The 22,633-nt window shown below is 64.5% G+C and carries 29 protein-coding genes and 1 pseudogene; 14 read left to right on the forward strand and 16 right to left on the reverse strand.

From position 1 onward, the window contains the following. The first annotated feature begins 19 nt into the window (after positions 1-19). Entirely contained in the window at positions 20-874 is an 855-nt protein-coding gene (locus ABIA45_RS17065; RefSeq protein ID WP_404543036.1) for a DUF1499 domain-containing protein, read from the forward strand. Between the two features lie 70 nt (positions 875-944). Here ABIA45_RS17065 and ABIA45_RS17070 read toward each other — a convergent pair whose 3' ends face one another. The 4 genes and pseudogenes from ABIA45_RS17070 to ABIA45_RS17085 all read right to left on the reverse strand — a co-directional run bounded on the left by ABIA45_RS17070 (position 945) and on the right by ABIA45_RS17085 (position 6,372). Further along, positions 945-1,862 (reverse strand): MBL fold metallo-hydrolase, encoded by a 918-nt coding sequence (locus tag ABIA45_RS17070; protein ID WP_404543037.1) that lies wholly within the window; start codon positions 1,860-1,862, stop codon positions 945-947. A gap of 163 nt (positions 1,863-2,025) precedes the next feature. Continuing rightward, positions 2,026-3,241: pseudogene (locus tag ABIA45_RS17075) on the reverse strand (acyl-CoA dehydrogenase). 135 nt (positions 3,242-3,376) lie between these two features. Continuing rightward, positions 3,377-4,453, reverse strand: a complete 1,077-nt coding sequence (ribB, locus tag ABIA45_RS17080; RefSeq protein ID WP_036004011.1) for a 3,4-dihydroxy-2-butanone-4-phosphate synthase — start codon at positions 4,451-4,453, stop codon at positions 3,377-3,379. Between the two features lie 188 nt (positions 4,454-4,641). After that, positions 4,642-6,372 carry a cation:proton antiporter gene (locus tag ABIA45_RS17085; RefSeq protein WP_157286950.1) on the reverse strand — a complete coding sequence of 577 codons (1,731 nt, stop codon included), beginning with the start codon at positions 6,370-6,372 and terminating at the stop codon, positions 4,642-4,644. Positions 6,373-6,439: 67 nt separating this feature from the next. On the opposite strand from ABIA45_RS17085, the gene ABIA45_RS17090 reads away from it, so the two are divergent. After that, positions 6,440-6,967 (forward strand): DUF3124 domain-containing protein, encoded by a 528-nt coding sequence (locus ABIA45_RS17090; protein WP_275508743.1) that lies wholly within the window; start codon positions 6,440-6,442, stop codon positions 6,965-6,967. Positions 6,968-7,019: 52 nt separating this feature from the next. Continuing rightward, positions 7,020-8,252 (forward strand): PLP-dependent aminotransferase family protein, encoded by a 1,233-nt coding sequence (locus ABIA45_RS17095; RefSeq protein WP_404652909.1) that lies wholly within the window; start codon positions 7,020-7,022, stop codon positions 8,250-8,252. A 20-nt stretch (positions 8,253-8,272) separates the two neighbouring features. Here ABIA45_RS17095 and ABIA45_RS17100 read toward each other — a convergent pair whose 3' ends face one another. Then, complete coding sequence (locus ABIA45_RS17100; RefSeq protein WP_036031024.1) at positions 8,273-8,545, reverse strand: helix-turn-helix domain-containing protein; 273 nt, start codon at positions 8,543-8,545, stop codon at positions 8,273-8,275. A 159-nt stretch (positions 8,546-8,704) separates the two neighbouring features. On the opposite strand from ABIA45_RS17100, the gene ABIA45_RS17105 reads away from it, so the two are divergent. Beyond that, the gene (locus ABIA45_RS17105) at positions 8,705-9,157 is read left to right on the forward strand and encodes a hypothetical protein (protein WP_404652911.1); all 453 of its coding nucleotides are present in this window, start codon (positions 8,705-8,707) and stop codon (positions 9,155-9,157) included. A gap of 102 nt (positions 9,158-9,259) precedes the next feature. Further along, on the forward strand, positions 9,260-9,499 hold the full coding sequence (locus tag ABIA45_RS17110; protein ID WP_157286955.1) for a hypothetical protein: 240 nt from the start codon (positions 9,260-9,262) through the stop codon (positions 9,497-9,499). Positions 9,500-9,560: 61 nt separating this feature from the next. Here ABIA45_RS17110 and ABIA45_RS17115 read toward each other — a convergent pair whose 3' ends face one another. From ABIA45_RS17115 to ABIA45_RS17135, 5 genes are all read right to left on the reverse strand, one after another. Further along, positions 9,561-10,379: an aldo/keto reductase gene (locus tag ABIA45_RS17115; protein WP_404652912.1), complete on the reverse strand. Its 819-nt coding sequence runs from the start codon at positions 10,377-10,379 to the stop codon at positions 9,561-9,563. Positions 10,380-10,638: 259 nt separating this feature from the next. Continuing rightward, complete coding sequence (locus ABIA45_RS17120; RefSeq protein ID WP_404652914.1) at positions 10,639-12,204, reverse strand: alkaline phosphatase D family protein; 1,566 nt, start codon at positions 12,202-12,204, stop codon at positions 10,639-10,641. A 112-nt stretch (positions 12,205-12,316) separates the two neighbouring features. Beyond that, positions 12,317-12,736 carry a hypothetical protein gene (locus tag ABIA45_RS17125; RefSeq protein WP_271542532.1) on the reverse strand — a complete coding sequence of 140 codons (420 nt, stop codon included), beginning with the start codon at positions 12,734-12,736 and terminating at the stop codon, positions 12,317-12,319. 109 nt (positions 12,737-12,845) lie between these two features. After that, positions 12,846-13,847: a nitronate monooxygenase family protein gene (locus tag ABIA45_RS17130; RefSeq protein WP_275508739.1), complete on the reverse strand. Its 1,002-nt coding sequence runs from the start codon at positions 13,845-13,847 to the stop codon at positions 12,846-12,848. Positions 13,848-13,909: 62 nt separating this feature from the next. Then, the gene (locus ABIA45_RS17135) at positions 13,910-14,647 is read right to left on the reverse strand and encodes an SDR family oxidoreductase (RefSeq protein WP_404652915.1); all 738 of its coding nucleotides are present in this window, start codon (positions 14,645-14,647) and stop codon (positions 13,910-13,912) included. A gap of 170 nt (positions 14,648-14,817) precedes the next feature. On the opposite strand from ABIA45_RS17135, the gene ABIA45_RS17140 reads away from it, so the two are divergent. Beyond that, positions 14,818-15,282 (forward strand): helix-turn-helix domain-containing protein, encoded by a 465-nt coding sequence (locus tag ABIA45_RS17140; RefSeq protein WP_275496906.1) that lies wholly within the window; start codon positions 14,818-14,820, stop codon positions 15,280-15,282. Between the two features lie 22 nt (positions 15,283-15,304). On the opposite strand, the gene ABIA45_RS17145 is transcribed toward ABIA45_RS17140, so the two are convergent. Next, positions 15,305-15,679, reverse strand: coding sequence for a PRC-barrel domain-containing protein (locus tag ABIA45_RS17145; RefSeq protein WP_157287000.1), 375 nt, complete (start codon positions 15,677-15,679; stop codon positions 15,305-15,307). Between the two features lie 146 nt (positions 15,680-15,825). Here ABIA45_RS17145 and ABIA45_RS17150 point away from each other — a divergent pair, with 146 nt between their 5' ends. From ABIA45_RS17150 to ABIA45_RS17175, 6 genes are all read left to right on the forward strand, one after another. Then, positions 15,826-17,613, forward strand: a complete 1,788-nt coding sequence (locus ABIA45_RS17150; RefSeq protein ID WP_404652916.1) for a thiamine pyrophosphate-requiring protein — start codon at positions 15,826-15,828, stop codon at positions 17,611-17,613. A gap of 8 nt (positions 17,614-17,621) precedes the next feature. Next, on the forward strand, positions 17,622-17,849 hold the full coding sequence (locus ABIA45_RS17155; protein WP_157286961.1) for a hypothetical protein: 228 nt from the start codon (positions 17,622-17,624) through the stop codon (positions 17,847-17,849). Positions 17,850-17,935: 86 nt separating this feature from the next. Then, positions 17,936-18,490 (forward strand): DUF4142 domain-containing protein, encoded by a 555-nt coding sequence (locus tag ABIA45_RS17160; protein ID WP_271542542.1) that lies wholly within the window; start codon positions 17,936-17,938, stop codon positions 18,488-18,490. Between the two features lie 160 nt (positions 18,491-18,650). Then, positions 18,651-19,238: a phosphatase PAP2 family protein gene (locus tag ABIA45_RS17165; protein ID WP_271542544.1), complete on the forward strand. Its 588-nt coding sequence runs from the start codon at positions 18,651-18,653 to the stop codon at positions 19,236-19,238. Further along, positions 19,235-19,582, forward strand: coding sequence for a DUF3147 family protein (locus ABIA45_RS17170; protein WP_404652918.1), 348 nt, complete (start codon positions 19,235-19,237; stop codon positions 19,580-19,582). The genes ABIA45_RS17165 and ABIA45_RS17170 overlap by 4 nt, the downstream gene beginning before the upstream one ends. Beyond that, positions 19,582-20,070, forward strand: a complete 489-nt coding sequence (locus ABIA45_RS17175) for a DUF3147 family protein (RefSeq protein WP_157286965.1) — start codon at positions 19,582-19,584, stop codon at positions 20,068-20,070. Before ABIA45_RS17170 ends, ABIA45_RS17175 begins: the two co-directional genes overlap by 1 nt. Before the next feature lie 97 nt (positions 20,071-20,167). Here ABIA45_RS17175 and ABIA45_RS17180 read toward each other — a convergent pair whose 3' ends face one another. Next, positions 20,168-20,335, reverse strand: coding sequence for a hypothetical protein (locus ABIA45_RS17180; protein ID WP_404652919.1), 168 nt, complete (start codon positions 20,333-20,335; stop codon positions 20,168-20,170). 167 nt (positions 20,336-20,502) lie between these two features. On the opposite strand from ABIA45_RS17180, the gene ABIA45_RS17185 reads away from it, so the two are divergent. Then, entirely contained in the window at positions 20,503-20,748 is a 246-nt protein-coding gene (locus ABIA45_RS17185; RefSeq protein WP_153227270.1) for a hypothetical protein, read from the forward strand. A 145-nt stretch (positions 20,749-20,893) separates the two neighbouring features. Here the strand turns inward: ABIA45_RS17185 and ABIA45_RS17190 are convergent, their stop codons facing one another. From ABIA45_RS17190 to ABIA45_RS17200, 3 genes are all read right to left on the reverse strand, one after another. Then, positions 20,894-21,097, reverse strand: a complete 204-nt coding sequence (locus ABIA45_RS17190) for a hypothetical protein (protein ID WP_036038118.1) — start codon at positions 21,095-21,097, stop codon at positions 20,894-20,896. Between the two features lie 71 nt (positions 21,098-21,168). Further along, positions 21,169-21,297 (reverse strand): hypothetical protein, encoded by a 129-nt coding sequence (locus ABIA45_RS17195; protein WP_271542554.1) that lies wholly within the window; start codon positions 21,295-21,297, stop codon positions 21,169-21,171. A 113-nt stretch (positions 21,298-21,410) separates the two neighbouring features. Then, positions 21,411-21,605, reverse strand: a complete 195-nt coding sequence (locus ABIA45_RS17200; protein WP_074447527.1) for a hypothetical protein — start codon at positions 21,603-21,605, stop codon at positions 21,411-21,413. A 95-nt stretch (positions 21,606-21,700) separates the two neighbouring features. Here ABIA45_RS17200 and ABIA45_RS17205 point away from each other — a divergent pair, with 95 nt between their 5' ends. Beyond that, positions 21,701-22,213: a DUF4142 domain-containing protein gene (locus ABIA45_RS17205; RefSeq protein WP_275496909.1), complete on the forward strand. Its 513-nt coding sequence runs from the start codon at positions 21,701-21,703 to the stop codon at positions 22,211-22,213. Positions 22,214-22,215: 2 nt separating this feature from the next. Here ABIA45_RS17205 and ABIA45_RS17210 read toward each other — a convergent pair whose 3' ends face one another. Beyond that, a complete protein-coding gene (locus tag ABIA45_RS17210; protein ID WP_404652921.1) occupies positions 22,216-22,509 on the reverse strand; it encodes a hypothetical protein in 294 nt (97 codons plus the stop codon). Positions 22,510-22,633 lie beyond the last annotated feature (124 nt).

A 22,633-nucleotide genomic window follows, 5' to 3' on the forward strand; every position in this document is an offset into this window, starting at 1 on the left:
CCCCGGCAGAGCTCACCCGATGGCCCGCAGGTTTTCCGCTCCCTACCAGTCGGAGCCCGTGTCCAGCCTCGCGAGCTGGGCGCGCAATCTGGCCGTATTCGCGGTTCTGGCGGTGGTGGTGTCGATCATCGTCGTCCGTTTCGATTTCCTGGAGCCCAAGCCGGCGCTGGCGACGTTCATCGGCGGGCTCGCGATCGCCGGCCTCTCGATCCTGTTCGGGCTCGCCGGCTTTGCCGCAATCTGGCAGAACGGCTCGCGCGGCATGGCGCGCATCCTGCTCGCCTTCCTGATCGACGGGGCGATCCTCGCCTATCCCGCCTATCTGGCCTTTCAATATCGCAAGCTGCCGTCGATCTACGACATCACCACCGACCCGATCGATCCGCCGCGCTTCGATGCGCTGGCGCGCCTGCGCACCGGCGAGGGCACCAACACCGCGGTCTATGCCGGCCTCTATTCGGCGGAGCAGCAGCGCCATTTCTATCCCGAGATCGAGCCCGTCGAGCTCGAGATCTCGGCCGACCGCGCCTATGCGATCGCGCTTCAGCTCGTCCACAAGCGCAAATGGATCGTGATCGACGAGCGCGCACCGCAGCCGCCGCGCCGCATCGGTCGCATCGAGGCGGTGGCGCGCACGCCGATCATGGGTTTCCGCGAGGACGTTTCGATCAGGGTCGTGCCGGATGGCGATGATTCCCGCGTCGATATCCGCTCTGCGTCGCGAAATTTCGACAGCGACCTCGGCAGCAACGCCGCACGCGTCAAGACATTCATCGACGACCTCAACACCGCCGCCGACGCCGATGCACTCAAGCCGGTGAAGAAGACGCCGGTGACGCCGCCCAAGGCGCCGGCGAAGACGGTGAAGAAGTGACTTGGCGAATGGGGAGTAGCGAATAGCGAATGGAGCCGCCCATTCGCTATTCCCCATTCGCTATTCGCCCCTAGGCCATCCGATAGGTGCCGCCGATCACGGGATCGCCATCCGTCGCCACCACGCCGCGGGCGACCAGATCTTCCAAATGCGCCAGCACGGAATAGCCGGCAGCTGTCGTCAGGCGCGGATCGATACCGATATAGATCGCGCGGACCATGGTCGGGATGTCGGTCTCGCCCTTGGCGAGGCGGTGCAGGATCGAGGCCTCGCGTGCCTTGCGGTGGCGGATCAGGAAGCGCACGAAGCGCTGGCCCTCGGGAATCTCGGGGCCATGGCCAGAGAAATAGAGATCCTCCTCGCGGGCGGCGAGCCGGTCAAGCGAGTCCATGTAGTCGATCATCGAGCCGTCGGGCGGCGCCACGATCGAGGTCGACCAGCCCATCACGTGATCGCCGACGAAGTTGAACTTCCGCTCCGGCCAGGCGAATGCCAGATGGTTGGCCGTGTGGCCGGGCGTCGCGACGGTCTCGAGCCGCCAGCCGTTGCCTTCCACGACGTCGCCGTGCGCCAGCTTGACGTCGGGCGCAAAATCGCGGTCGGCGCCGGATTCCGGATTGTGCTTCTCGCTCTCGAATCGCGGCCGCGAGGCGCGATGCGGGCCTTCGGCATAGACCGGCGCAGCCGTCGCCTGCTTGATCCGCGCGGTGTTCGGCGAATGGTCGCGATGGGTGTGGGTGACGAAGATGTGCGTCACGGTCTCGCCGCGCACGGCATCGAGCAGCGCCGCCGCATGCGCCGCATCGTCTGGACCGGGATCGATGATCGCGACATTGCCCTTGCCGACGATGTAGCTGACCGTGCCCGTGAAGGTGAACGGGCTCGGATTGTTGCAGAGCACGCGCCGCACGCCGGGGCGGACCTCCTCGACGATGCCGGGCTTCAGCGGAAAGTTGCGGTTGAACGGGACGTCGTCGTTGTCGGACATGGGACTTCCTGTGCCACACTCTTCGCCGTCATACCCCGCGAAGGCGGGGTATCCAGTACGCCGCAGCGCCAGTGACAAAAGCGAAGTCTCTGGGATACTGGATCGCCCGCCTGCGCGGGCGATGACAGTTGAGCAAGCTAGCCGCGGCGGAAAAACACAGTGACTAGAAGAACGCCTGAATGCCCGTGATCGCGCGGCCCAGGATCAGGGCGTGGACGTCGTGGGTGCCCTCGTAGGTGTTGACCGTCTCGAGATTATGGACGTGGCGCATCACGTGATACTCGATCGAGATGCCGTTGCCGCCGTGCATGTCGCGGGCGGTGCGGGCGATGTCGAGGGCCTTACCGCAATTGTTGCGCTTCATGATCGAAATCATCTCGGGCGCGAACTTGCCCTCGTCCATCAGGCGGCCGACGCGAAGCGAGCCCTGCAGGCCGAGGGCGATCTCGGTCTCCATGTCGGCGAGCTTCTTCTGCACCAGCTGGGTCGCGGCGAGCGGCTTGCCGAACTGCTTGCGATCGAGCGTGTATTGACGGGGCGCGGTGCATGCAGTCCTCAGCGGCGCCAAGCGCACCCCAGGAGATGCCGTAGCGGGCGCGGTTGAGGCAGCCGAACGGGCCCTTGAGGCCGGAGACGTTGGGCAGCAGGGCGTCCTCCGGGACCACGACGCCGTCCATCACGACCTCACCGGTGATGGAGGCGCGAAGCGAGAGCTTGCCGCCGATCTTCGGCGCGGACAGGCCCTTCATGCCCTTCTCCAGCACGAAGCCGCGGATCTGGTTGTCGTGCGCGGCCGACTTGGCCCAGACCACGAAGACATCGGCGATCGGCGCGTTCGAGATCCACATCTTGCTGCCGGTGAGGCGATAGCCGTCCGACACCTTCTCGGCACGGGTCTTCATGCCGGCCGGATCGGAGCCGGCGTCGGGCTCGGTCAGGCCGAAGCAGCCGACCCACTCGCCGCTGGCGAGCTTGGGCAGGTACTTCTTGCGCTGGTTCTCGTCGCCATAGGCGTAGATCGGGTACATCACCAGCGAGGACTGCACCGAGTTCATCGAGCGATAGCCGGAATCGACCCGCTCGATCTCGCGCGCGACGAGGCCATAGGCGACGTAGCTCGCATTGGCGCAGCCATATTCTTCCGGCAGCGTGATGCCGATCAGGCCGAGCTCGCCCATCTCGTTGAAGATCTCACGGTCGGTCTTCTCCTCGAGATAGGCCTTGGAGACGCGCGGCAGCAGCTTGTCCTGCGCATAGGCGCGGGCGGTGTCGCGCACCATGCGCTCGTCTTCGGTGAGCTGCTCGTCGAGCAGGAACGGATCGTCCCACTGGAAAGAAGCCGCAGCCGGCTTGTCCTTGGCCTGAGGGCGCACGCTCATGAAACGTCCTTTCGCGTCTGGTTCCGTCGATAATTGCCCGACAAAGTAAAGCGCCGCGGCAACAAGTTCAATTGCATCCTGGCTTCGGTCGTTCCGGGGTGGCGCTTTCAGCGCGACCGGGAAAGACAATGCGTGTCAGCTTTCGAGCTGCTCGTTGGCGACGATCTCGATGCCGAAGCCCGACAGGCCCTTGTAGTCGTGCACCGACGAGGTGAGATGCCGGATCGAAGTCACGCCGAGGTCGCGCAGGATCTGCGCGCCGACGCCGACCTCGCGCCACTGGCGGTTGCGGTCGGCCTCCGTCGACGTCTCGTCCGGCAGCGGCGAAACGGGCACGCCGGCCGCGCCGTCGCGCAGATAGACCAGCACGCCGCGGCCGGTCTTCTTGAAATGCTCGAGCACGGCGGCCATGCGCTTGTGGCCGGTGAAGGTGTCCTTGACGATGTTCGGCTTGTGGAAGCGCGTCAGCACGTTCTTGCCGTCGCCGACCCCGTTATAGACGAAGGCGACGTGAGCGATGGAATCGAACGGCGAGCGGTAGGCATAGCCCTGCAAGGGACCGATCGGGCTGTCCGTGACGAAGGTCGAGACCCGCTCGATCAGCTTCTCGCGCGCCTGGCGGTAGGCGATCATGTCCGCGATGGTGACGTGCTTGAGCTTGTGCCTGACCGCGAATTGCGCGACCTGCTCGCCCTTCATCACGCTGCCGTCGTCGTTCATGAGTTCGCTGATGACGCCGACCGGCGGCAGGCCGGACAGCTTGCAGAGGTCGACGGCGGCCTCGGTGTGGCCGGAGCGAAGCAGCACGCCGCCGTCCTTGGCGATCAGCGGGAAGATGTGGCCGGGCCGGGCGAAGTCGTTAGCGCCGACATTGGGATTGGCGAGCGCGCGGCAGCACGAGGCGCGCTCCTCGGCGGAGATGCCGGTGCCGCCGTCGGGCTTGTAGTCGATCGAGACCGTGAACGCGGTGGTGTGCGCGGAATCGTTGTGGGCGACCATCGGATCGAGCCGCAGCCGGCGCGCGTCCTCGGTCGTCACGGGCGCGCAGACGATGCCGGAGGTATGGCGGATGATGAAGGCCATCTTCTCGGCGGTGCAGAGCGAGGCGGCGACGATCAGATCGCCCTCGCCCTCGCGGTCCTCGTCGTCGGTGACGACCACGAGCTCACCCCGGGCAAAGGCCTGCAAGACTTCCTGAACGCTATCGGGCATTTCCCAATCTCTATCGGTTATGGCCGGGAGGCTTAGCCGGACTTGGGTCGGGGCGCTAGTCTCCCCAGCGCAACCACATATGCCCGAGGGCGGGCCTGCCGATGGGTTTCAGGCTTGCACCGGGCATACCAGCGATATAGGCGCAGATTGCCCGCAAGGAAGGCTGCAAGGAAGGCGGCCCTACGCCGTCAGGGCAGCACCTCGCGGCGCTCGCCGAGGCGCTGATCGAGCTCGGCGCGCTTGTCCGCGAGCAGGCCGGCCTGGGCGGCTTCGATCACGGTAAACAGCTCATGTGCATCGCTGAGTCGGGTCACGGTGACGTAGCTGGCGCCGGCCTCGTAGAGCGCGCCGACGTCGGCCAACAGGTCGGCCGTGGCGACGATCAGGGCGGTCGGATTGAGCGCGCGGACGTGACGGACCAGCTTCTCGTTGGTGGCGCCCTTCAGCAGCGAATCCGGCACGCTGAGGATGATCATCTCGGACTTGCCGACGCCGGCATGGAGCAGCGTGTCGGCGCTGCTGATGTCGCCATAGATCACGTGCAGACCACGTGAAAGCAGGGTCTGGTACACATTGGGGTTGAAATCGACCACGGTGATCTGCTCGAGCAGCACCGGTGCCTGCCGTTCGATCTCGGCCAGCAGCGCGCTCGCCGCACGGAAAAAGCCGAGGATGACAATGCGGCGGGCCTCGCCATGGCCGCCCTCGTGGCCCTCCTCGGCATGGCCGTTGCCATGGTCGAGATCGCGCAGGCCGATCCGCTTCAAGGGGCCGATCGCCCAACGGGTGATCTCGTCGCTGCGGGTCATCACGAAGGTCGAGAGCACCGCCAGCACCACGAAGGCGAACGAAGCCGCATTCGCCGTCTCGGCAGCGATGTGGCGGTCCGCGACGCCGGTCTGGATCACCACCAGCGAGAATTCGGAGATTTGCGCGAGGTTGAGCGCCGGCAACAGGCTGGCGCGGAGGCCCTGCTTCATCAGGTAGAGCGGAATGAAGGTGGTGACGAGGCGGCTCACCACCGTGAACGCCGCGATCATCAAGGCGAGGCTGATCACCGAGAGGCCGGGCACGGGAATGGTCATGCCGAGCGCGACGAAGAACAGCGTGATGAAGAAGTCGCGCAGCGTGGTGACCTTGGCGGTGACATCGAGCGCATAGGGGAAGGTCGAGAGCGAGACGCCGGCGATCAGCGCACCCATCTCGCGCGACAGCGACAGTTGATACGCGGTCTCGGCGACGAGAAAGCACCAGGCGAGCGCGCCGAGCAGGATCAGCTCGGGCCGCCGGGCGATCTGGTGGAACAGGCGCGGCAGCACGTAGCGGCTGACCAGCAGCGCGGCCGTGACCAGCACCGCGACGCGGCCGATCGAGAGCAGGATGACGCTGACCTGCAGATTGGCCAGACTCGGCTGCACCGCCAGGAACAGGATGGCGAAGATGTCCTGGAGCACGAGGATGCCGAGGGTGATGCGGCCCGGCAGCGTATCGAGCTCGCGCTTCTCGTAGAGCACCTTGACGATGATGACCGTGCTCGACAGCGCGCAGGCGACGCAGAGATAGACCGCATCGAAATGCCCGCCGCCGAGCGACAGGCCGATACCGACGAAGAACAAAAGCCCGAGCAGACAGCCGCCCAGCAGCTGGCTGCCCGCCGCGAACAGGATCACCCGCCCCGCCCGAACGATCTTCTTCAGGTCGATCTCGAGCCCGATCATGAACAGCATGAAGATCAGGCCGAGCTCGGAGATGACGCTGATCGATTCCTGCGAATGGACCCAGCCGGCACCGAATGGACCTATGCAGAAGCCGGCGATAAGGTAGGCCAGGATCAGCGGTTGCCGGGAGAAATGGGCGAGAAGCCCCAGCATCCAGGCGAACAGAATAGAGAGTGTGATATCGCGAATGAGCTCATGCATGCCAAATTGGTCCGTTTTGCCGCACCCTAGTGGCGGGTTGCGGTGCGGCAAGCGAGCAATTCGTCACATGCGGAATGGGCTCTTCGCAGCCATGCTGCTCGCTCCCTTCGCCTTTGCCGTGCCCGCCGCCGCGCAATCCAAGATCAGTATCGAACAAAACTTTGCCGATTCGCTCACCACGCCGCCGAAGGAGGACCTCGCCGTCTCCGGCGGTTTCTACGTGCCCGCCTATTCCAGCGTCGCGATGAGCCAAGGCAAGCTGCGTGTCGACTTCTCGGTGACGCTGAGCGTACACAACGCCTCCGAGACCCAGCCGCTGGTCATCAAACGCATCGCCTATTTCGACACCGCAGGCAAGCAGGTCGAGAGCTATCTGAAGACGCCGGTGGCGTTGAGGCCGCTCGCCACCGTCTCGATCTTCATTCCGACCGACGACGTGCGCAGCGGGACCGGCGCCAATTTTCTGGTCGACTGGGCCGCCACGGGCGAGATCGCAGAATCCGTGGTCGAAGCCTTAATGGTTGGCGGCATCGCCAACGCGCATTACGCTTTCATCAGTCAGGGCCGTCCGACCAGGACGGCCGGCAAGAAGTAAGGCGCCCGGTGCAAAGCCGACGCTCAACAAGAACAAAACGAGGAACGCTCCCATGACGTCCAGCTTCGATTTCGCGCCCCTGTTTCCAGCAGGGCTGCCGGCCCCGTCTGCGCGCTGGACGGGCCTTGCCAAATACAGCTTCGTCGGCGGCAACAACGATTCCGAACAGGTGCCGCTCGATGAGCTGATCGAAGCGGCCGACACGGTGCTGCGGCGCGAGGGCCGCTCGCTCGCCACCTACGGTCTGGCGCATGGTCCGCAGGGCTACCTGCCGTTGCGCGAATTCCTGGTGACGAAACTCAAGCGCGACGCCGGCATCAGCTGCACGGTCGACGACCTCCTGATCGTCTCCGGCTCGCTCCAGGCGCTCGACCTCGTCAACGCCACCCTGCTGTCGCGCGGCGACACCGTGATTTTCGAGCAGGAGAGCTATCAGGGCTCCCTGACACGCCTGGCGCGGCTCGGCGTCAACGTCGTCGGCATTCCGCTCGACCAGGACGGCATGCGCATGGACCTGCTGGCCTCCACGCTGGCCGACCTGAAGCGCCGCGGCATCCGGCCGAAATACATCTACACCATTCCGACGGTGCAGAACCCGACCGGCAGCATCATGCCCGAGAGCCGCCGCACCGAGCTGGTGCGGCTCGCGACCGAATATGGCGTGCCCATCTTCAAGGACGATTGCTATGCCGACCTCATCTGGTCGGGGCAGCGGCCGCCCGCGATCTACGCGATGAGCGAGAGCGGCGGCGTGATTCATATCGGCTCGTTTTCCAAGTCGATCGCGCCGGCGCTGCGCGTCGGCTTCGTCGTGGCGCCCTGGGAGGTGATGTCACGGATGCTCGCGCTGAAGACGGATGCTGGCTCCGGCGCGCTGGAGCAGATGGTGCTCGCCACCTATTGCAAGCCGCATTTTTCAACCCACGTACCGGCCCTGACCAAGGCGTTGCGCAGCAAGCTCGACACGCTGATGGAAGCGCTCAACGAGCAGTTCGGGACCGCCGCTGAGTTCGAGGAGCCCAAGGGCGGCATCTTCCTCTGGGTCAAGCTGCCCGACCAGGTCGATACGCTGAAGCTGTATCAGGCCGCGCTCGCCGCCGGCGTCTCGATCAATCCGGGGCCGGAATGGTCGACCAGCAAGGGCCATTCCGCCTCGCGGCTGCGGCTGTGCTTTGCCAGCCCCACGCATCAGCAGATCCGCGATGGCGTCGCCGTGCTAGCTGAGGTCTGCCGCAAGGAGTTCGGCGTGCCCGCCCGCAGCGCCAATGTGGAGAAGCGAGCCTGAGGCCCGGTCCGGACGTCTTCTCACGCCGCCTGTGGCTGACTGCCGTGAATCGCGGAAGCCAGCCGCAGCAACAGGACGATGGAGACGTTGCCTTTGCCGGCCTCGATCTGGGCGATGTAGCGCTCGGAAATCCCCGAGCGGCGGGCGAGCTCCCGGCGCGACAGATCGCAGCGCATGCGTGAGGACCGCAACCGATCGCCCAACTCGCTCAGAAATGCGGCCTCGGAATAAGGCGGTACGGCACAGCTCCCCGGCAGCACTTCGCCCGCAAAATCCATGACTTGATTCAGCATTGCTCTATCCACGTTCGCCTTCGGGAAACGCCATCTTACCTTCCAAACGCCCTACCTCATTGACGCGGATCAAATTCGCGGGCGATCGGCGGCTTCCGTGGCGGGGTCGCGCGCGGGATGCTAGACTTTGGAATTGTTCGAGGCGGGGTTTTTCAGGACATGATGCGTTGTTCGAGCCGCTGGATCGCGGCTGCGGTGCTGTGGGTCGCGTTCACCTCCACGGCTGGTGCCGAGACGCTGGCCGTGACCGTGGAGCAATGGGGCCTGCTCGGCTCGTGGGCGGTCGATTGCTCGGGTAGGCCCGACCGCGACCAGGGCGCGCGCTTGACTTACGAAATCCGGAAAGACGGCCGGGTGATGTACCGGCGCAATTTCGGCGAGGCCAGGGACGAGAACGAGGTGGTGTCCGCCACGGTCAATGCCGAGGGCCTGCTCAATGTCATGGTGTACTTCCCCTCGTTGCATCAGGCCCGCGAGTTCGGGTTGCTGTTGCAGAAGGACGGCAGCCTGCGCGCGATCTACAATCGCAGCGAGCGCGGCGAGTACACGATCAGGAACGGCAAATACGTCGCCAGCGGTGCGCCGACGCCCGCGCAGCAGCGCTGCGATTAGCACGCCTTCGTCTGAACATCCGTTCAGAATTCTCTTCCCGCTCCTCCGGAACGTTCGCGCAAATCTGCGGTTTAGATGTGCATTCGTTTGGAGGAGGACATCATGAAAAAGCTTGGTTATGTGGTTGCGGCTCTCGGTGCGCTCGTGATCGCGGCGCCGACACTCGCAAGTGCGGAGACGGTGGTGATCAAGCGCAGCGGCGGCTATCATCATCATCACCACGGCCCGTACGGCGCCCGCGCCGAATTCCGCGGACATCGCCATGGCTGGCATCGCCACCATCGCGGCGACAAGGTCGTCGTCATCAAGCGCAGCCATCGCCATCACCACCACTGGGACTAATGCGCAACGCAACATGGAAATGGCCCCTCACGGGGCCATTTCTATTGCTTGGTCATTGCAGCTAATCCCATGCCGGTGCGAAGCCGGGATTGACGCAACGTCTGTCCTTCGCCAGCGCGGCGATTTTTATGCGGTCGGCATCGTCGAGCGTGATCTTCAGCGCGTCGAGATTGGCCTGCTGGCTCTCGCGACGCGAGGCCTTCGGGATCGCGGCGACGCCGTCCTGGTCGAGCAGCCATTTCAACGCGACCTGCGCGGCGGTGGCATTGTGCCGGGCGCCGATGTCGGCCAGCACCGGATCGCTCGCGAAACGCCCTTGCGCCAGCGGACAATAGGCAACCAGCGGAATCGACCTCGCTTGGAGATAGGCCAGCAACTTCGATTGATCGAGCATGGCGTGATATTCGACCTGGTTGCAGACGATCGGCGCCTTGATCTCCTCCACCGCGACCTTGAGCAGCGCGGTGGTGAAATTGGCAACGCCGATGGCGCGCGTGCGCCCCTCCTCCTTAAGCTTCATCAGGGTCTTGAACACCGCGCCCCAGTTCGCGGCTTTCGACGGCCAATGCACGAGATAGAGGTCGACATGGTCGAGCCGGAGCTTCCTAAGGCTGGCGTCGAAAGCGCGGCGGATCGCATCGGGGCTGAGGTTCTCGTGCCAGACTTTCGTGGTGACGTGCAGCTCGCCGCGCGGCACGCCGGACGCGGCGATGGCCGCACCGATCGCCTCCTCGTTGGCGTACATCTCGGCCGTGTCGATGTGGCGATAGCCGATCGAAAGCGCGCTCTCGACCGCGACACGGCAGGCATCGCCCTGCATGCGAAAGGTGCCGAGGCCGAGCTTGGGCATGCTGATGCCCTGTGTTTTCAGATGATCCATGCTAACAGGCTCCTGAGCAATTCAGCCCACCGGATGCGCGCGGCGATGTCGCGTGAGCAGACTTTTCGAGTGATGGAGAAGAAGTGGCGGGACCCCCACCCTAGCGCGGGAGGAGCACGGCGGCCAATCAAGATCGGGTTAGCAATGCCTCTCCATCGTCATGGCCGGGCTTGTCCCGGCCATCCACGCATTGCCACGCGGCACGAAGAACGTGGATGCCCGGGACAAGCCCGGGCATGACGACTGGCGCGCCGCAACCTCACCAATGCTGCGCCACCAGCGAAGGATGCACCTGCGGCTGCGGTACGATGTCGACCGACCAGAGGTCGCGATTGTCGACGTCCTTCAGGGTCACGGTCATCACGCCGGTCCGGCCATCGATATCGACCTTGCCGAAGAATTGCAGGCCGAAGCAGGGCGCGAGATTCTCGCCTTGCGCAGCGCTGCAGCCATGCTGGTACATCGCGACCGGGCCGAAGGTGTCGTCGAGCTCGCCCGGTCCCCAGCTGCCGGCATGCAACGGGCCGGAGACGAACTCCCAGAACGGCTCGAAATCCCTAAATTGCGCCTTGCTCGGATCGTAATAGTGCGCGGCGGTGTAGTGCATGTCGGCGGTGAGCCAGACGATGTTGCGGATGCCGGCACGTTTAATCGAGGCGAGCAGATCCGCGATCTCGTGCTCGCGCCGGTCGGGCGGCCCATCGCCGAGCGCAACGGCATCCAGGCTGATCAAGCCGATCGGCAAATCGGCCGCGATCACCTTCCAAGTCGCGCGCGAAGCGGCGAGCTCGCGCTTCAGCCAGGCGAGCTGCTCGGCGCCCAGGATCCAGCCGCGGTGATCATCGCCCTTGTTCCAGCTCTCGTCGCGGTAGCTGCGCATGTCGATCATGAAGACGTCGAGCAGCGGGCCGTAGGCGATCTTGCGATAGACGCGGCCATGCCGCGCGCCGATGTCGCGGATCGGCATGAAGTCGAAGAAGGCCCGACGGGCGCGCGCGACCAGGCGCGGGGTGCCGTCGTCCTCGTGTCCGGACTCGTCATAGGTCCCGATCGGCGACCAGTCGTTGGTCACCTCGTGATCGTCCCATTGCGCAAACATCGGTACCTGCGCATGGAAGGCGCGGAAGTGCTCGTCGAGATGGTTGTATTTGTAGTTGCCGCGGAACTGCGCCAGGGTGTGCGCCACCTCCGATTTCTCTTCGGTGACGATGTTGCGCCAGGTCTCGCCGTTCGGCAGCTTCTGCTCGGAAGGGATCGTGCAGTCCGCGTAGATGTGATCGCCACAGTGAATGAAGAAATCCGGATTGTTGTCGAGCATGGTGCGATAGCTGCGATAGCCGCCGCGGGAGACGTCGATGCCCCAGCCCTGCCCGGCGGTGTCGCCGGACCACAGAAACGAGATCGACTGACGCGCTGCCGGCGCGGTGCGGAAATGGCCGATGCGGCTTTCACCGAGGAGACCGGTGGCGATGTCGTCGAAGCGGACGCGGTAGAAGATGTCCTGCCCGGGCGGCAGATCCGCCAGCAGGAGTTTTGCAGTGAGATCGGCGGCGGGCCGCGCATCGCCGGAGGCCGAGGCGATGATGGTCTTGAAGCTCTCGACCGTGGAGCATTCCACCTGCATCCGCGCGGGCCGATCGGCGCGCGCCCAGATCACCGCGGAGCCGCCGGAGACATCGCCGGACTGGATGCCGCCTGCGATCTGCGGCCGATCGGCGGCGCGGCTCAAATGAGGCTTCGCGAGCGCGGCGATGGCGAGACTGGAAGCGGAGCGGACCAGAAACTGCCGCCGGGTCCATGCGCGCGAGGCGCGGAGCGTTGCCATTCAGGAGACCTTCGTCGAATCTCGACGGAAGGTGCCTGCGCTCCTTGACTCCCGGCTTACGGATTCTTGACTCCGCGCCTACGGTTTTGCGACGCGGGGATGACGCCTGTGATCACCGCTTCCAGTTGCAGATGCCGCCGGAGCGGCATGGCCAGGTCTGGATGCGGGTGTCCAGTGCCTGCGCATCGAGCGGATTGCCGCGGCGGTGCGCGAGCTTGGCGCGGGCCGCGCCCCGCGGCTGGCTGCTCGCCGCATGCGTGCCCTTCGGCTCGGCCACACGAACGCGTTCGGCGGCAACCTTCTTCGGCACGTCGACGGGCTCAGCGCGTGCCTGTGCCTCGTTCCCACCGCGCGCTTCGAGCGCGACCGGCGCGAAGTGCGTCTCCGGCCCGAGACGTTTCGGCGACAGCACCGCCTTGGATAGATCGAGGCCGAGATATTCGCCCGGCTTGTAGTCGTCGGCGCGCGCAACACCGGCCCCTGCGACCACGAGGGCAAAGGCAATTGCGAAGGGAACGCTTTTCAGGACCACGGACGCCTCCTGAAATCGATTTATAAAAGGGGCAATTTATCCCTATCTAGGAGGCGCCGCGCGTAATTCCAGCGGTCAGATGCCGCCGTGGTTAAGAAGTTTGGCGGTGTCAGGCGACCTTTCGCGCAGCGTCCGTCCCGTCCAGGAACCCCATCAGGCGGCTGCGGATGATGGTTTCAGCCTCGGCCATGATGCGATCGATCAGCTCCTTGCAGGACGGGATGTCGTGGATCAGGCCCGCGACCATGCCGCAGCTCCAGGCGCCGGCATCCATCTGGCCGTCCAGCATGATCCTGGGATAGACGCCCGCGACCTGGTCGTGGATGTCGTCGATCGTGAGCTTGGCGCCCTTTTCGCGCTCGATCTCGAGCAGGCGGTCGACATTGGCGTTCTTCAGGACGCGCTCGGTATTGCGCAACGCCCGCATGATCAGGCGGGTGTCGAGCTCGGTGGCCGCGACCAGCGCGTCCTTCACGTTCTGGTGCACCGGCGCTTCCTTGGTGGCGATGAAGCGCGTGCCCATGTTCATGCCCGCCGCGCCCAGCGAGAGCGCCGCGACCAGGCTGCGACCATCGGCCATGCCGCCGGAGGCGACGAATGGGATTTTCAACTCCTCCGCCGCACGCGGCAGCAGGATCATGTTGGGAATGTCGTCCTCGCCGGGATGGCCGCCGCACTCGAAGCCGTCGACGCTGACGGCGTCGCAGCCGATGCGCTCGGCCTTCAGCGAGTGGCGCACCGATGTGCATTTGTGGATGACCTTGATGCCGGCGGCCTTCAGCGCCGGCATGTAGGCTTCCGGGCTGCGGCCCGCGGTCTCCACGGCCTTGATGCCGCCCTCGACGATGGCCGCGATGTATTCTGGATAAGGCGGCGCCGAGAAGGCCGGCAGGAAGGTGAGGTTGACGCCGAACGGCTTGTCCGTCATGTCGCGGCAGCGCGCGATCTCCTTGGCGAGCAGCTCGGGCGTCTTCTGCGTGAGACCGGTGATGATGCCGAGCCCGCCGGCATTGGAGACGGCAGCGGCCAGCTCGGCGAAGCCGACGAAATGCATGCCGCCCTGGATGATCGGGTGCTCGATGCCGAACAGTTCGGTGATCGCGGTCTTCACTGAAAATCCTCCCGGAATTTGCTTGATGTTGAGCTCAGTCTAGCCGGACTTTCTCGCCGCGGTCACCATTTCTCTCCGAAGGGGCGGATCTCCATCTCGAAAGTCCAGGCGCTCTTCGGCTGCTGGTAAAGCTGCCAATAGGCGTTCGCGACCGAGGACGGCGGCATCAGGAGGTCGGGATTATCGAGCGCATTCGGCCCGAGCACCTCGAGCCGGCGCTGGCGCACCCATTCGGTGTCGACGCCGGAATCGATGATGAGATGGGCGACGTGGATGTTCTTCGGCCCGAGCTCGCGCGCCATCGCCTGCGCGACCGCGCGCAGGCCGAACTTGGCGCTGGCGAAGGCGGCATAGCCGCTGCCGCCGCGCAAGCTCGCGGTCGCACCCGTGAAGAAGATGTTGCCGCCGCCGCGCGGCAGCATCAGCCGCGCGGCCTCACGGCCCGCGAGGAAGCCGGAATAGCAGGCCATCTCCCACACCTTGCGAAACACGCGCTCGGTGGTGTCGAGGATCGGGAAATTGACGTTGGCGCCGACGTTGAAGATGCAGACTTCGAGCGGTGCATGCTTGTCGGCGTCGTTGAGGAAGGCGATGACCTCATCCTCCTTCCGCGCGTCGAGCGAGCGGGCGTGGATGTCACCACCGGCGGCTTCGATCTCTTGCACCAGGGGCGCGAGCTTATCGCCATTGCGGCGGCCGGCGAAAATCGAGAACCCTTCGGCGGCAAACTTCTTGGCGATCTCGGCGCCGATGAAATCGCCGGCCCCGATGACGGCCGCAGTGGCGTTTCGCTTGGACAAGACCGCCTCCTCCCATGGGCCGCGCTGAGCGCGCGGCGTTTGTGTGCCGGAGGCTATAGTTCAAAAATAGAACTGTCAAACTGAGCGGCTGAATGTTAGCATCTAGCGAAAATCTCTCTGATCGATCAACTTAGTTCCTTTTTCAGACTGACGACTTGAGGAACCGCATCATGAAATGGGACACGCTGGAGGAAGAGCCCTGCTCGCTTGCGCGCACCGTCGCCGCGATTGGCGACCGCTGGACGCTGCTGATCCTGCGCGAGTGCTTCTTGCGAGTCAGGCGGTTCGAGGCGTTTCAGTCCTCGCTCCAGATCACACGCCATCTGCTCTCAGAGCGGCTGAAGAAGCTGGTCCGCTTCGGCATCCTGCGCCGCGTCCCCTATTCCGAGGCGCCGAAGCGCTACGAATACATCCTCACTCAGAAGGGGCTCGACCTCTACCCGATCATCATGGCGATGGTGCATTGGGGCGACGCCCATATGGGCGACGAGCGCGGCCGCCCGCTGCTGCACGAGCACAAGAGCTGCGGCAAGCTGTTCGATCCCGTAATGGTGTGCTCGGAATGCGGCGAGGTGCTGCATGCCAAGCAGGTGCATGTGCATGCGGGCCCGGGGCGGAGAGAAGCGGCCGGGTGAGCGAGGCGGCGCGCCTCAAAGCTCAAGCGAAGGGAACACCGTAATAGGAGTTGATGCCGCGCACGGCGGCGTCGTCACTCCAGTTCCAGTCGGTCTTCTCACCGTATTTCGGCGCGCCTTCCAGATCCTTGGCGGTGATCGCAGTCACGTAACCGCCGAGCTCGGTGTCGTACTTCAGCGACTGCCAGGGCAACGGATAGTGATCATTGCCGAGGCCGAGAAAGCCGCCGAAACCAAGCACCGCATATGAGACCTTGCCGCTGATCTTGTCGATCATGACCCGTTCGATTGAACCGATCTTGTTGCGATCAGCACCGTAGACCGCGGTTCCCTCGACCTTGTCGCTTCCGATCAGCCGGCCCATCTCGTTGCGGTCCAGTTCGCCCTGATTCAGCATCGTCATTCTCCACTCAGCCATTTATGAATCAACCGGAAGGGGTGAGTGATCGTTCCGGCGGGTATTCCGCAAAAGCTTTGGGAACATCACCACCAAGAGCCGGTTCTCTGAGGCTACCGAGGCCGCAACAGAGAGAGCCGCCCGCGATGTCCCAGACCGTCTCCGACTTCATCATTGGGCGCCTGTACCAATGGGGCGTGCGCCACATCTTTGGCTATCCCGGCGACGGCATCAACGGCGTGTTCGGTGCGATGAACCGGGCGGGCGGCAAGATCGGCTTCGTGCAGGCGCGGCACGAGGAAATGGCGGCCTTCATGGCAACCGCTTACGCAAAATTCTCAGGTCAGCTCGGCGTTTGCATTGCGACCTCCGGTCCCGGCGCATCGCATCTCGTCACCGGGCTGTACGACGCGCTACTCGATCACCAGCCGGTGCTGGCGATTGTCGGCCAGCAGTCGCGCAACGCCCTCGGCGGCCAATATCAGCAGGAACTCGACCTCCTCTCCATGTTCAAGGACGTCGCGGGCGCCTACGTCATGCAGGCCTCCTCGCCCGCGCAGGTGCGACACCTGATTGATCGGTCGGTGCGGATCGCACTGGCGCGGCGGACTCCTACCGTCATCATCTTGCCCAACGACCTGCAGGAGGAGGCTTACGAGGACCCGCCCCGCGCGCACGGCACGCTGCACTCGGGCGTCGGATACAGCGCCCCTAGAATCATCCCACACGACGTCGATCTCGACCGCGCCGCTGATATCCTCAATGCCGGCAAGAAGGTCGCAATGCTCGTCGGCGCCGGCGCGCTTCACGCCACCGACGAGATCATTGCGGTCGCCGACCGCCTGTCGGCCGGCTGCGCCAAGGCGCTGCTCGGCAAGGCCGCGCTGCCCGACGACCTGCCATGGGTCACCGGCTCGATCGGCCTGCTCGGCACCGAGCCCAGCTACAACATGATGATGGAATGCGACACGCTGCTGATGGTGGGCTCGGCCTTTCCTTACGCAGAATTCCTGCCGAAGGAAGGCAGCGCGCGCGGCGTGCAGATCGACATCGACGCCAGCATGATGTCGATCCGCTTTCCCATGGAAGTCGGCCTCGTCGGAGATGCGGCCGAGACGCTGCGGGCATTGTTGCCGCGGCTGAAACCCAAGAGCGACGGGGCCTGGCGCCAGGGCATCCAGGACGACGTTGCAACATGGTGGAAGACATTGGATGGCCGCGCGCATCAGCCCGCCGCGCCCGTCAATCCGCAGCTCGTCGCCTGGGAATTGTCACCGCGCCTGCCGGACCGCACCATCATCACCAGCGATTCCGGCTCATGCGCCAACTGGTTCGCCCGCGACCTGAAGATGCGGCGCGGCATGACGGCCTCGCTTTCCGGCGGGCTCGCCTCGATGGGTGCTGCTGTGCCTTACGCCCTCGCGGCCAAATACGCCCATCCGGACCGCCCCGTGATCGCACTCGTCGGGGACGGCGCCATGCAGATGAACAACATGGCCGAGCTGATCACCGCTGCGAAGTATTGGCGCGACTGGAAGGACCCACGTTTCGTCGTCTGCGTCTTCAACAACGAGGACCTCAACCAGGTCACCTGGGAGCAACGCATCATCAACGGTGATCCCAAGTTCGAGGCGTCACAGCGCATTCCCGACGTCTCCTATTCGCGCTTCGCCGAACTGATAGGCCTGCGCGGCATCTTCGTCGACAGCCCACAGCTGCTCGGCTCGGCCTGGGAGCAGGCGCTAACAAGCGAGATGCCCGTCGTGCTGGAAGTGAAAACCGATCCCGAGGTGCCGCCGCTGCCGCCACACATCACCTTGCAGCAGGCGAAGAACTTCTCGCTCGCCCTGATGAAGGGCGACCCGAACGAGAGCGGGATGATCAAGGGAGCAGCGCGGCAGGTGCTGGAATCGATCCTGCCAGGAAAGCAATGAGGCGAGCCATGAGTGATTTCCGCGACATCAGGCACGGCGTCAACGATCCGGTCGACGGTCTCGACGTCAAGCGCCGGATCAATGACAACCGCACCTCCCACGAGCAGGCGCAGCACCACGCGGACGTACGGGCCGACGCGACCGCCACGGCGGCCGAACCGTTCCTGCCCGAACGGCTTCGACGCAAGCCGACAGATCCCATCAATCCGCGCACCGGACGGAATCGCGCGGATTAGCCGTTAGGAACCTCGGCCGCGGCGGCGTGTTGGTCGCCGCACGTCGCCGGCAAGCGCCCACGCGACCTTTTCGGAAGGATTTGACCATGAAACGCACAATCATCGCTCTTGCCTGCATGGTTCTCGCAGGCCCTGCCCTCGCCCAGTCGCTGGGCGAAAAGACCGGCGTGAATTCGGCGCTCGGCGTTGCGCCTGCGACCGCGGACTTCGTGACGCAGGTCGCGATCAGCGACATGTTCGAGATCGAATCGAGCAAGCTCGCCCAGCAGAAGGGCAACGCGGAAGAGAAAGCCTTCGCGCAGCAGATGATCACCGATCACACCAAGACGAGCAACGAGCTCAAGGGACTGGTCGGCAATGGCAAGGTGCAGGCCAAGCTGCCGACGGCGCTCGACAGCTCGCATCAGAGCAAGATCGACAAGCTCAAGAATGCGAGTGGCAAGGATTTCAGCTCGGACTACAATTCCTATCAGGTCAGCGCGCATGAAGATGCCGTGTCGCTGTTCGAGCGCTACGCCAAGGGCGGCGACAATGCCGAGCTCAAGGATTGGGCCGGCAAGACGCTCCCGGCGTTGAAGCACCACCTCGACATGGCCAAGAACCTCGGCAGGGCGCCGAGCGTCGGCCAATCCAGCAAGTAACGCATTGCTGAAAGGACGCCGGCCCTCCGGCGTCCTTTCCTGGCGCGCGATGAGAACGTCATCGCGCTGCCGCTGTGCGGTGCCTGCCGGTTGAGCCAGGAACCTTCTTTGTTCCAGGGCTTTACAAAACTGTCATGGAGGAACAGTCGCCGACGGACCGATGGCCCTTGTAACAGTCAAACCCACCCGGATCGATACGGCGATCGCCAACGAGATCGCGCACAATACCAACTCGGGGCTCGAGCATGCCGCCCAGGCCATGACCTGGGGCGCCGACGAGCATGTCCTGGTTGCGCTCGCGGCAGTGGGATGGCTCTACACCCGCCTTCGGCATCCGCAGCAGCGTCCCGTTGCCGATCACGTCCTGATCGTGTCGCTGGTGACGGCCGTGTTGCCACATGTCTTGAAATCCGTGTTCGATCAGACGAGGCCGGACCGGCTGACGGTGAGCGGCCATAGGCGCGGCGTTCCCTTTTCGGGGCGAGCGCGCGATGCATTTCCCTCAGGTCACGCCGTGCATATGGGCGCCCTTGCCTCGGCCGCAGGCCTGTTGCCGCCGGCCCCGCGCAGCCTGGCGCGCTCCTTTGCGGTAGCGCTGTCCCTGACGCGCGTCGCGCTGCTCGCGCACTGGGCCAGCGACGTCGTGGCAGGTTTCACGCTCGGCATCATCATTGAGCGCCTGTTCCGGCCGTTCACGATGGCGAAGTCACGGCAGCGGCAGCGCAAGGGCTCGGGGGGACAGCCATGACTGAATATCTCGTGCGCTTCGTCGCCGGCGGCCTGATCGTATCCGTCTTCGCGATCCTCGGTGACATGCTGCGGCCGAAGAGCTTTGCCGGGCTGCTCGGCGCCGCACCGTCGGTGGCGCTGGCCACACTCGGCATCGCAATGGTCCAGCACGGCCCGCAATATGCTGCGGCCCAGAGCTGGACGATGATCTATGGCGCCATCGCGCTCGCCTGCTACAGCGTCGTCGTCTGCCACCTCCTGATGAGGTTCCGTTTCGGCGCGCTTCCAGCCACGATCCTCGCCTTTGCCGCATGGCTCGTTGTCGCCTTCGGCCTGCTCGCCGGCCTGGGAGGTGCCGCCTGATGCTGGTGAAGCTATCGACATCGGCGCTGAAACAGACGCGGTGGTACGAGTACGCCATTCGCTTCGTGCTCGGCGGCGGTGCGACGGTGCTCGCGGGCGTTATCGGTTCGAAGTTCGGCCTGTCCGTCGGCGGGCTCTTTCTTGCTCTTCCGGCCATCTTCTGCGCCAGCGCGACGCTGATCGAAAGTCACGAGCGTCACGCCAAGGAGAAGGCCGGCCTGAGCGGGCGGCGTCGCGGACAGAAGGCCGCGGCCCTCGATGCTGTCGGCGCCGCGCTCGGCAGCATCGGCCTCGCCGCGTTCGCCGCTATCTTCCATTTAATTGTCGGGGCAAGCGTCGCGCTCGCTTTTTTAGCCGCGCTGACGGTTTGGGCCATCGTGTCCGTGTCGGCCTGGTGGCTCAGACGCAAGCTTCGCAGTGTCTCCCACAAATCGCGTCGATCAGGCCATTCGCCGTCGGCAACGGGCTCTCGCTTCGCAAAGCCTTAAAGCGCGATGAGATTCGGATGAATCGTCATCGCGCTTTAGATTGTTGTTTACGCATGATCTTTGCGGAAAACCGCTTCGCACTTTTCCGGATCATGCCCTAGCTCGCTTTCGCTCCCGTCGAAGGCTGCGATTGCGGCGGCTGGAGGCCCGGGCTGTTGGCCCAGCGCTCGACCTCATCGATGATCTTCTGCTGGCTTGGCCGCACCGGCTCAGGCGCTGCCGATTCCTCGGAAAGCTTGCGGGGTAACCTGACTTCGTCCGTCATGGTCTCTCCTCCCTCCGGGAACAATGCCTCACGGCTGCACGCGCTCAATAAATTATTGATTTTATTTGATTTCCTACTCACTTGCAGACTTCGTCGGCTTTCGCGGAACTCTCATCAAGTTGGTTCGTTGAGTAAGCTACTCAACCTACTCAATTTGCGTGATCGCCATGAACGACCTTCGCGCCGAGCGCCTTCAGGTTATGCTCTCGCCGGAAGAGTTGGCCGCCATTGACGATTTCCGGTTCAAGCACCGCATGCCGACGCGGGCGGCAGCAGTCCGCGAACTCCTGAAGTGCGGACTGGCCGCTGTGGGCGTCGATGCCGCTGCCGGCGTGAAGTCAAGCAGCTTCGGCGTATTCGGCCGCGGGCCTGAAGGACATACTCAGGGGGATCCGGAGAGCGGCGGCGGATAACACACCGAAGCCTCTCCAAAAGAAAACGACCCCGGCACGGTGAGTGCCAGGGCCGTCCTTGGAGATTGCTTCCGGCGCACCGGGGGCATGACTACCGGAAGCAACCCGGCGACTCTTCCTGCGCGAATTCGTTCCTGGTGAGCGCTTAGCCCGTGGCGTCGCTCGAGCCGTCCGGCATGGCGCCGGAACCCGGCGTCTTGATGTTGTCGTTCAGCTTGGGATCGCGCGTCGCTTCACGCGACGGCGAGCCTTTCGGATCCGCCTTGTGCACGGATTGCGCACGTTCCTTGTCGCGGGGCTGCTCCTCCCCACGCTTGTCCTTGACGATGCCTTGGTCGGAATGGGCCATGATGCGCTCTTGCTTCTGCTGATGTGTCGGAGCGCTTACGCATTGCGGCGTCGAATGTTCCGCTGCCGCAATCAGCTGCGCACGGCATGGACGGCAGATGCGCTCTCGAGATGCACCTGTCGCACCGTCGTCACCGTCGCGAACGCGACGGAGACGCCAAAGGCGAGAATGAGGGAGAGAAGAGCCAGACGTGGAGCCATCGTCAAACCTCCTTCTGCAATTGGAAACCTCCGCGATCGACCTTCCCGGATGATCCCAAATCGGTTGTGCGCCTTCCGTGAGCGGTCTCACATGCAGATCTTTGAAGACGAGCTCACCCGTTCCGCTTTGGAGCTGCATGGACGGGAACGGGCGAAATTTCGCCGTCGAGCCAATCCTGCTCGTTGGCGAGTGCCGTCCAGGCGTCGGCCATGCGCGAATAGCGCTTATGGGCGGGCTGTCCGTCAGCGCGCTCGGCAAGCTGAAGACAATTGTCGGCGTTGTCTCTGAAGACGTCAGACTGTTTCATATAAAGGACGTGGGGACGGAACTCTTGCGCCGCAACCCGCTTACCGGATCGTAATGGTCGGGGAACTTTCGCACGCGGTTCGTCATTGAAGATCAATGCGAGTTGTCGCCGCAATCATTCTGGCATTGATCAGCACCTCGGCGCTTGCCGACAGCCTTGGCGAACGAAAGCCCGGCGCACGGGCGCCCTCCGCGATCGAGGTGATCAGCGGTGCCTACAATTTCAGCCGGTTTCAACAGGGGCTGCTCGAGAACACCGACCTCAAGGGCAACGCCGAGGTCAAGAACCTCGCCGCCCTGCGCGCCGAGGAAGCGGCTAAGCGCGACAAGCGACTAAAAGAGGTCCAGGAGGCCATCGGCGCGGAACTGCATGTTGGCAGGGCTACATCCTCGAGCGCGAGCCTCGTCGAGCCCGAAATGTCGGATGGTCCGGCCTACGTCAGAAGTTTCTACGCCGCGCAGATTCCCGAGTATGAATCGATCATCGGCCTGCTCGAGCGCTATCTGGCGGCGCCCGACAATGCGGCGCTCGCAGCGTTCGCGCGCGAACAGCTTCCGCTGCTGCGTGCGCAGGTCAGGGACGCCGAGCGCACCATGGCGGACAAATAACTCTACTTGTCGTTCCGGTGTTGCTGGCTCTGCGGCCGCACGGTGCGGTCGCTCTCCGGCATCTTATCGCGACCCGCATCGCCGTTGTCGTCCTTGCCGCCGGACGAGGACGTGCCGCTTCCGCTTGGATTCGAGCGGGTGGCCGCTCCGGTGGTCGGCGTGTCCGCCTGCGGGTTGGCGGAGCTTGCGGCGGGGTCGCCCGTCACGGAGCCGCGCCCGCTTGGCGCACCGCCCTGCGCCAGAGCCGACCCCGCGGCAAGCGCCGCGATGGCGATGGCGAAAATTGCTGCCTTCATGTCCGTTCTCCCTGTCTGCGCTGGCTAACCGTCAGGCTCGGCGCTCCGTTCCGAAGCAGGGCTGCGGACGACGGACGCGTTGACGACCCGCCCCTGCGGCCTTTTTCCTTTCGAGGGGGTGTGG

Origin of the sequence: Bradyrhizobium sp. USDA 336, assembly GCF_044908355.1 — a bacterium.
In the GTDB taxonomy this organism is placed as follows: domain Bacteria; phylum Pseudomonadota; class Alphaproteobacteria; order Rhizobiales; family Xanthobacteraceae; genus Bradyrhizobium; species Bradyrhizobium yuanmingense.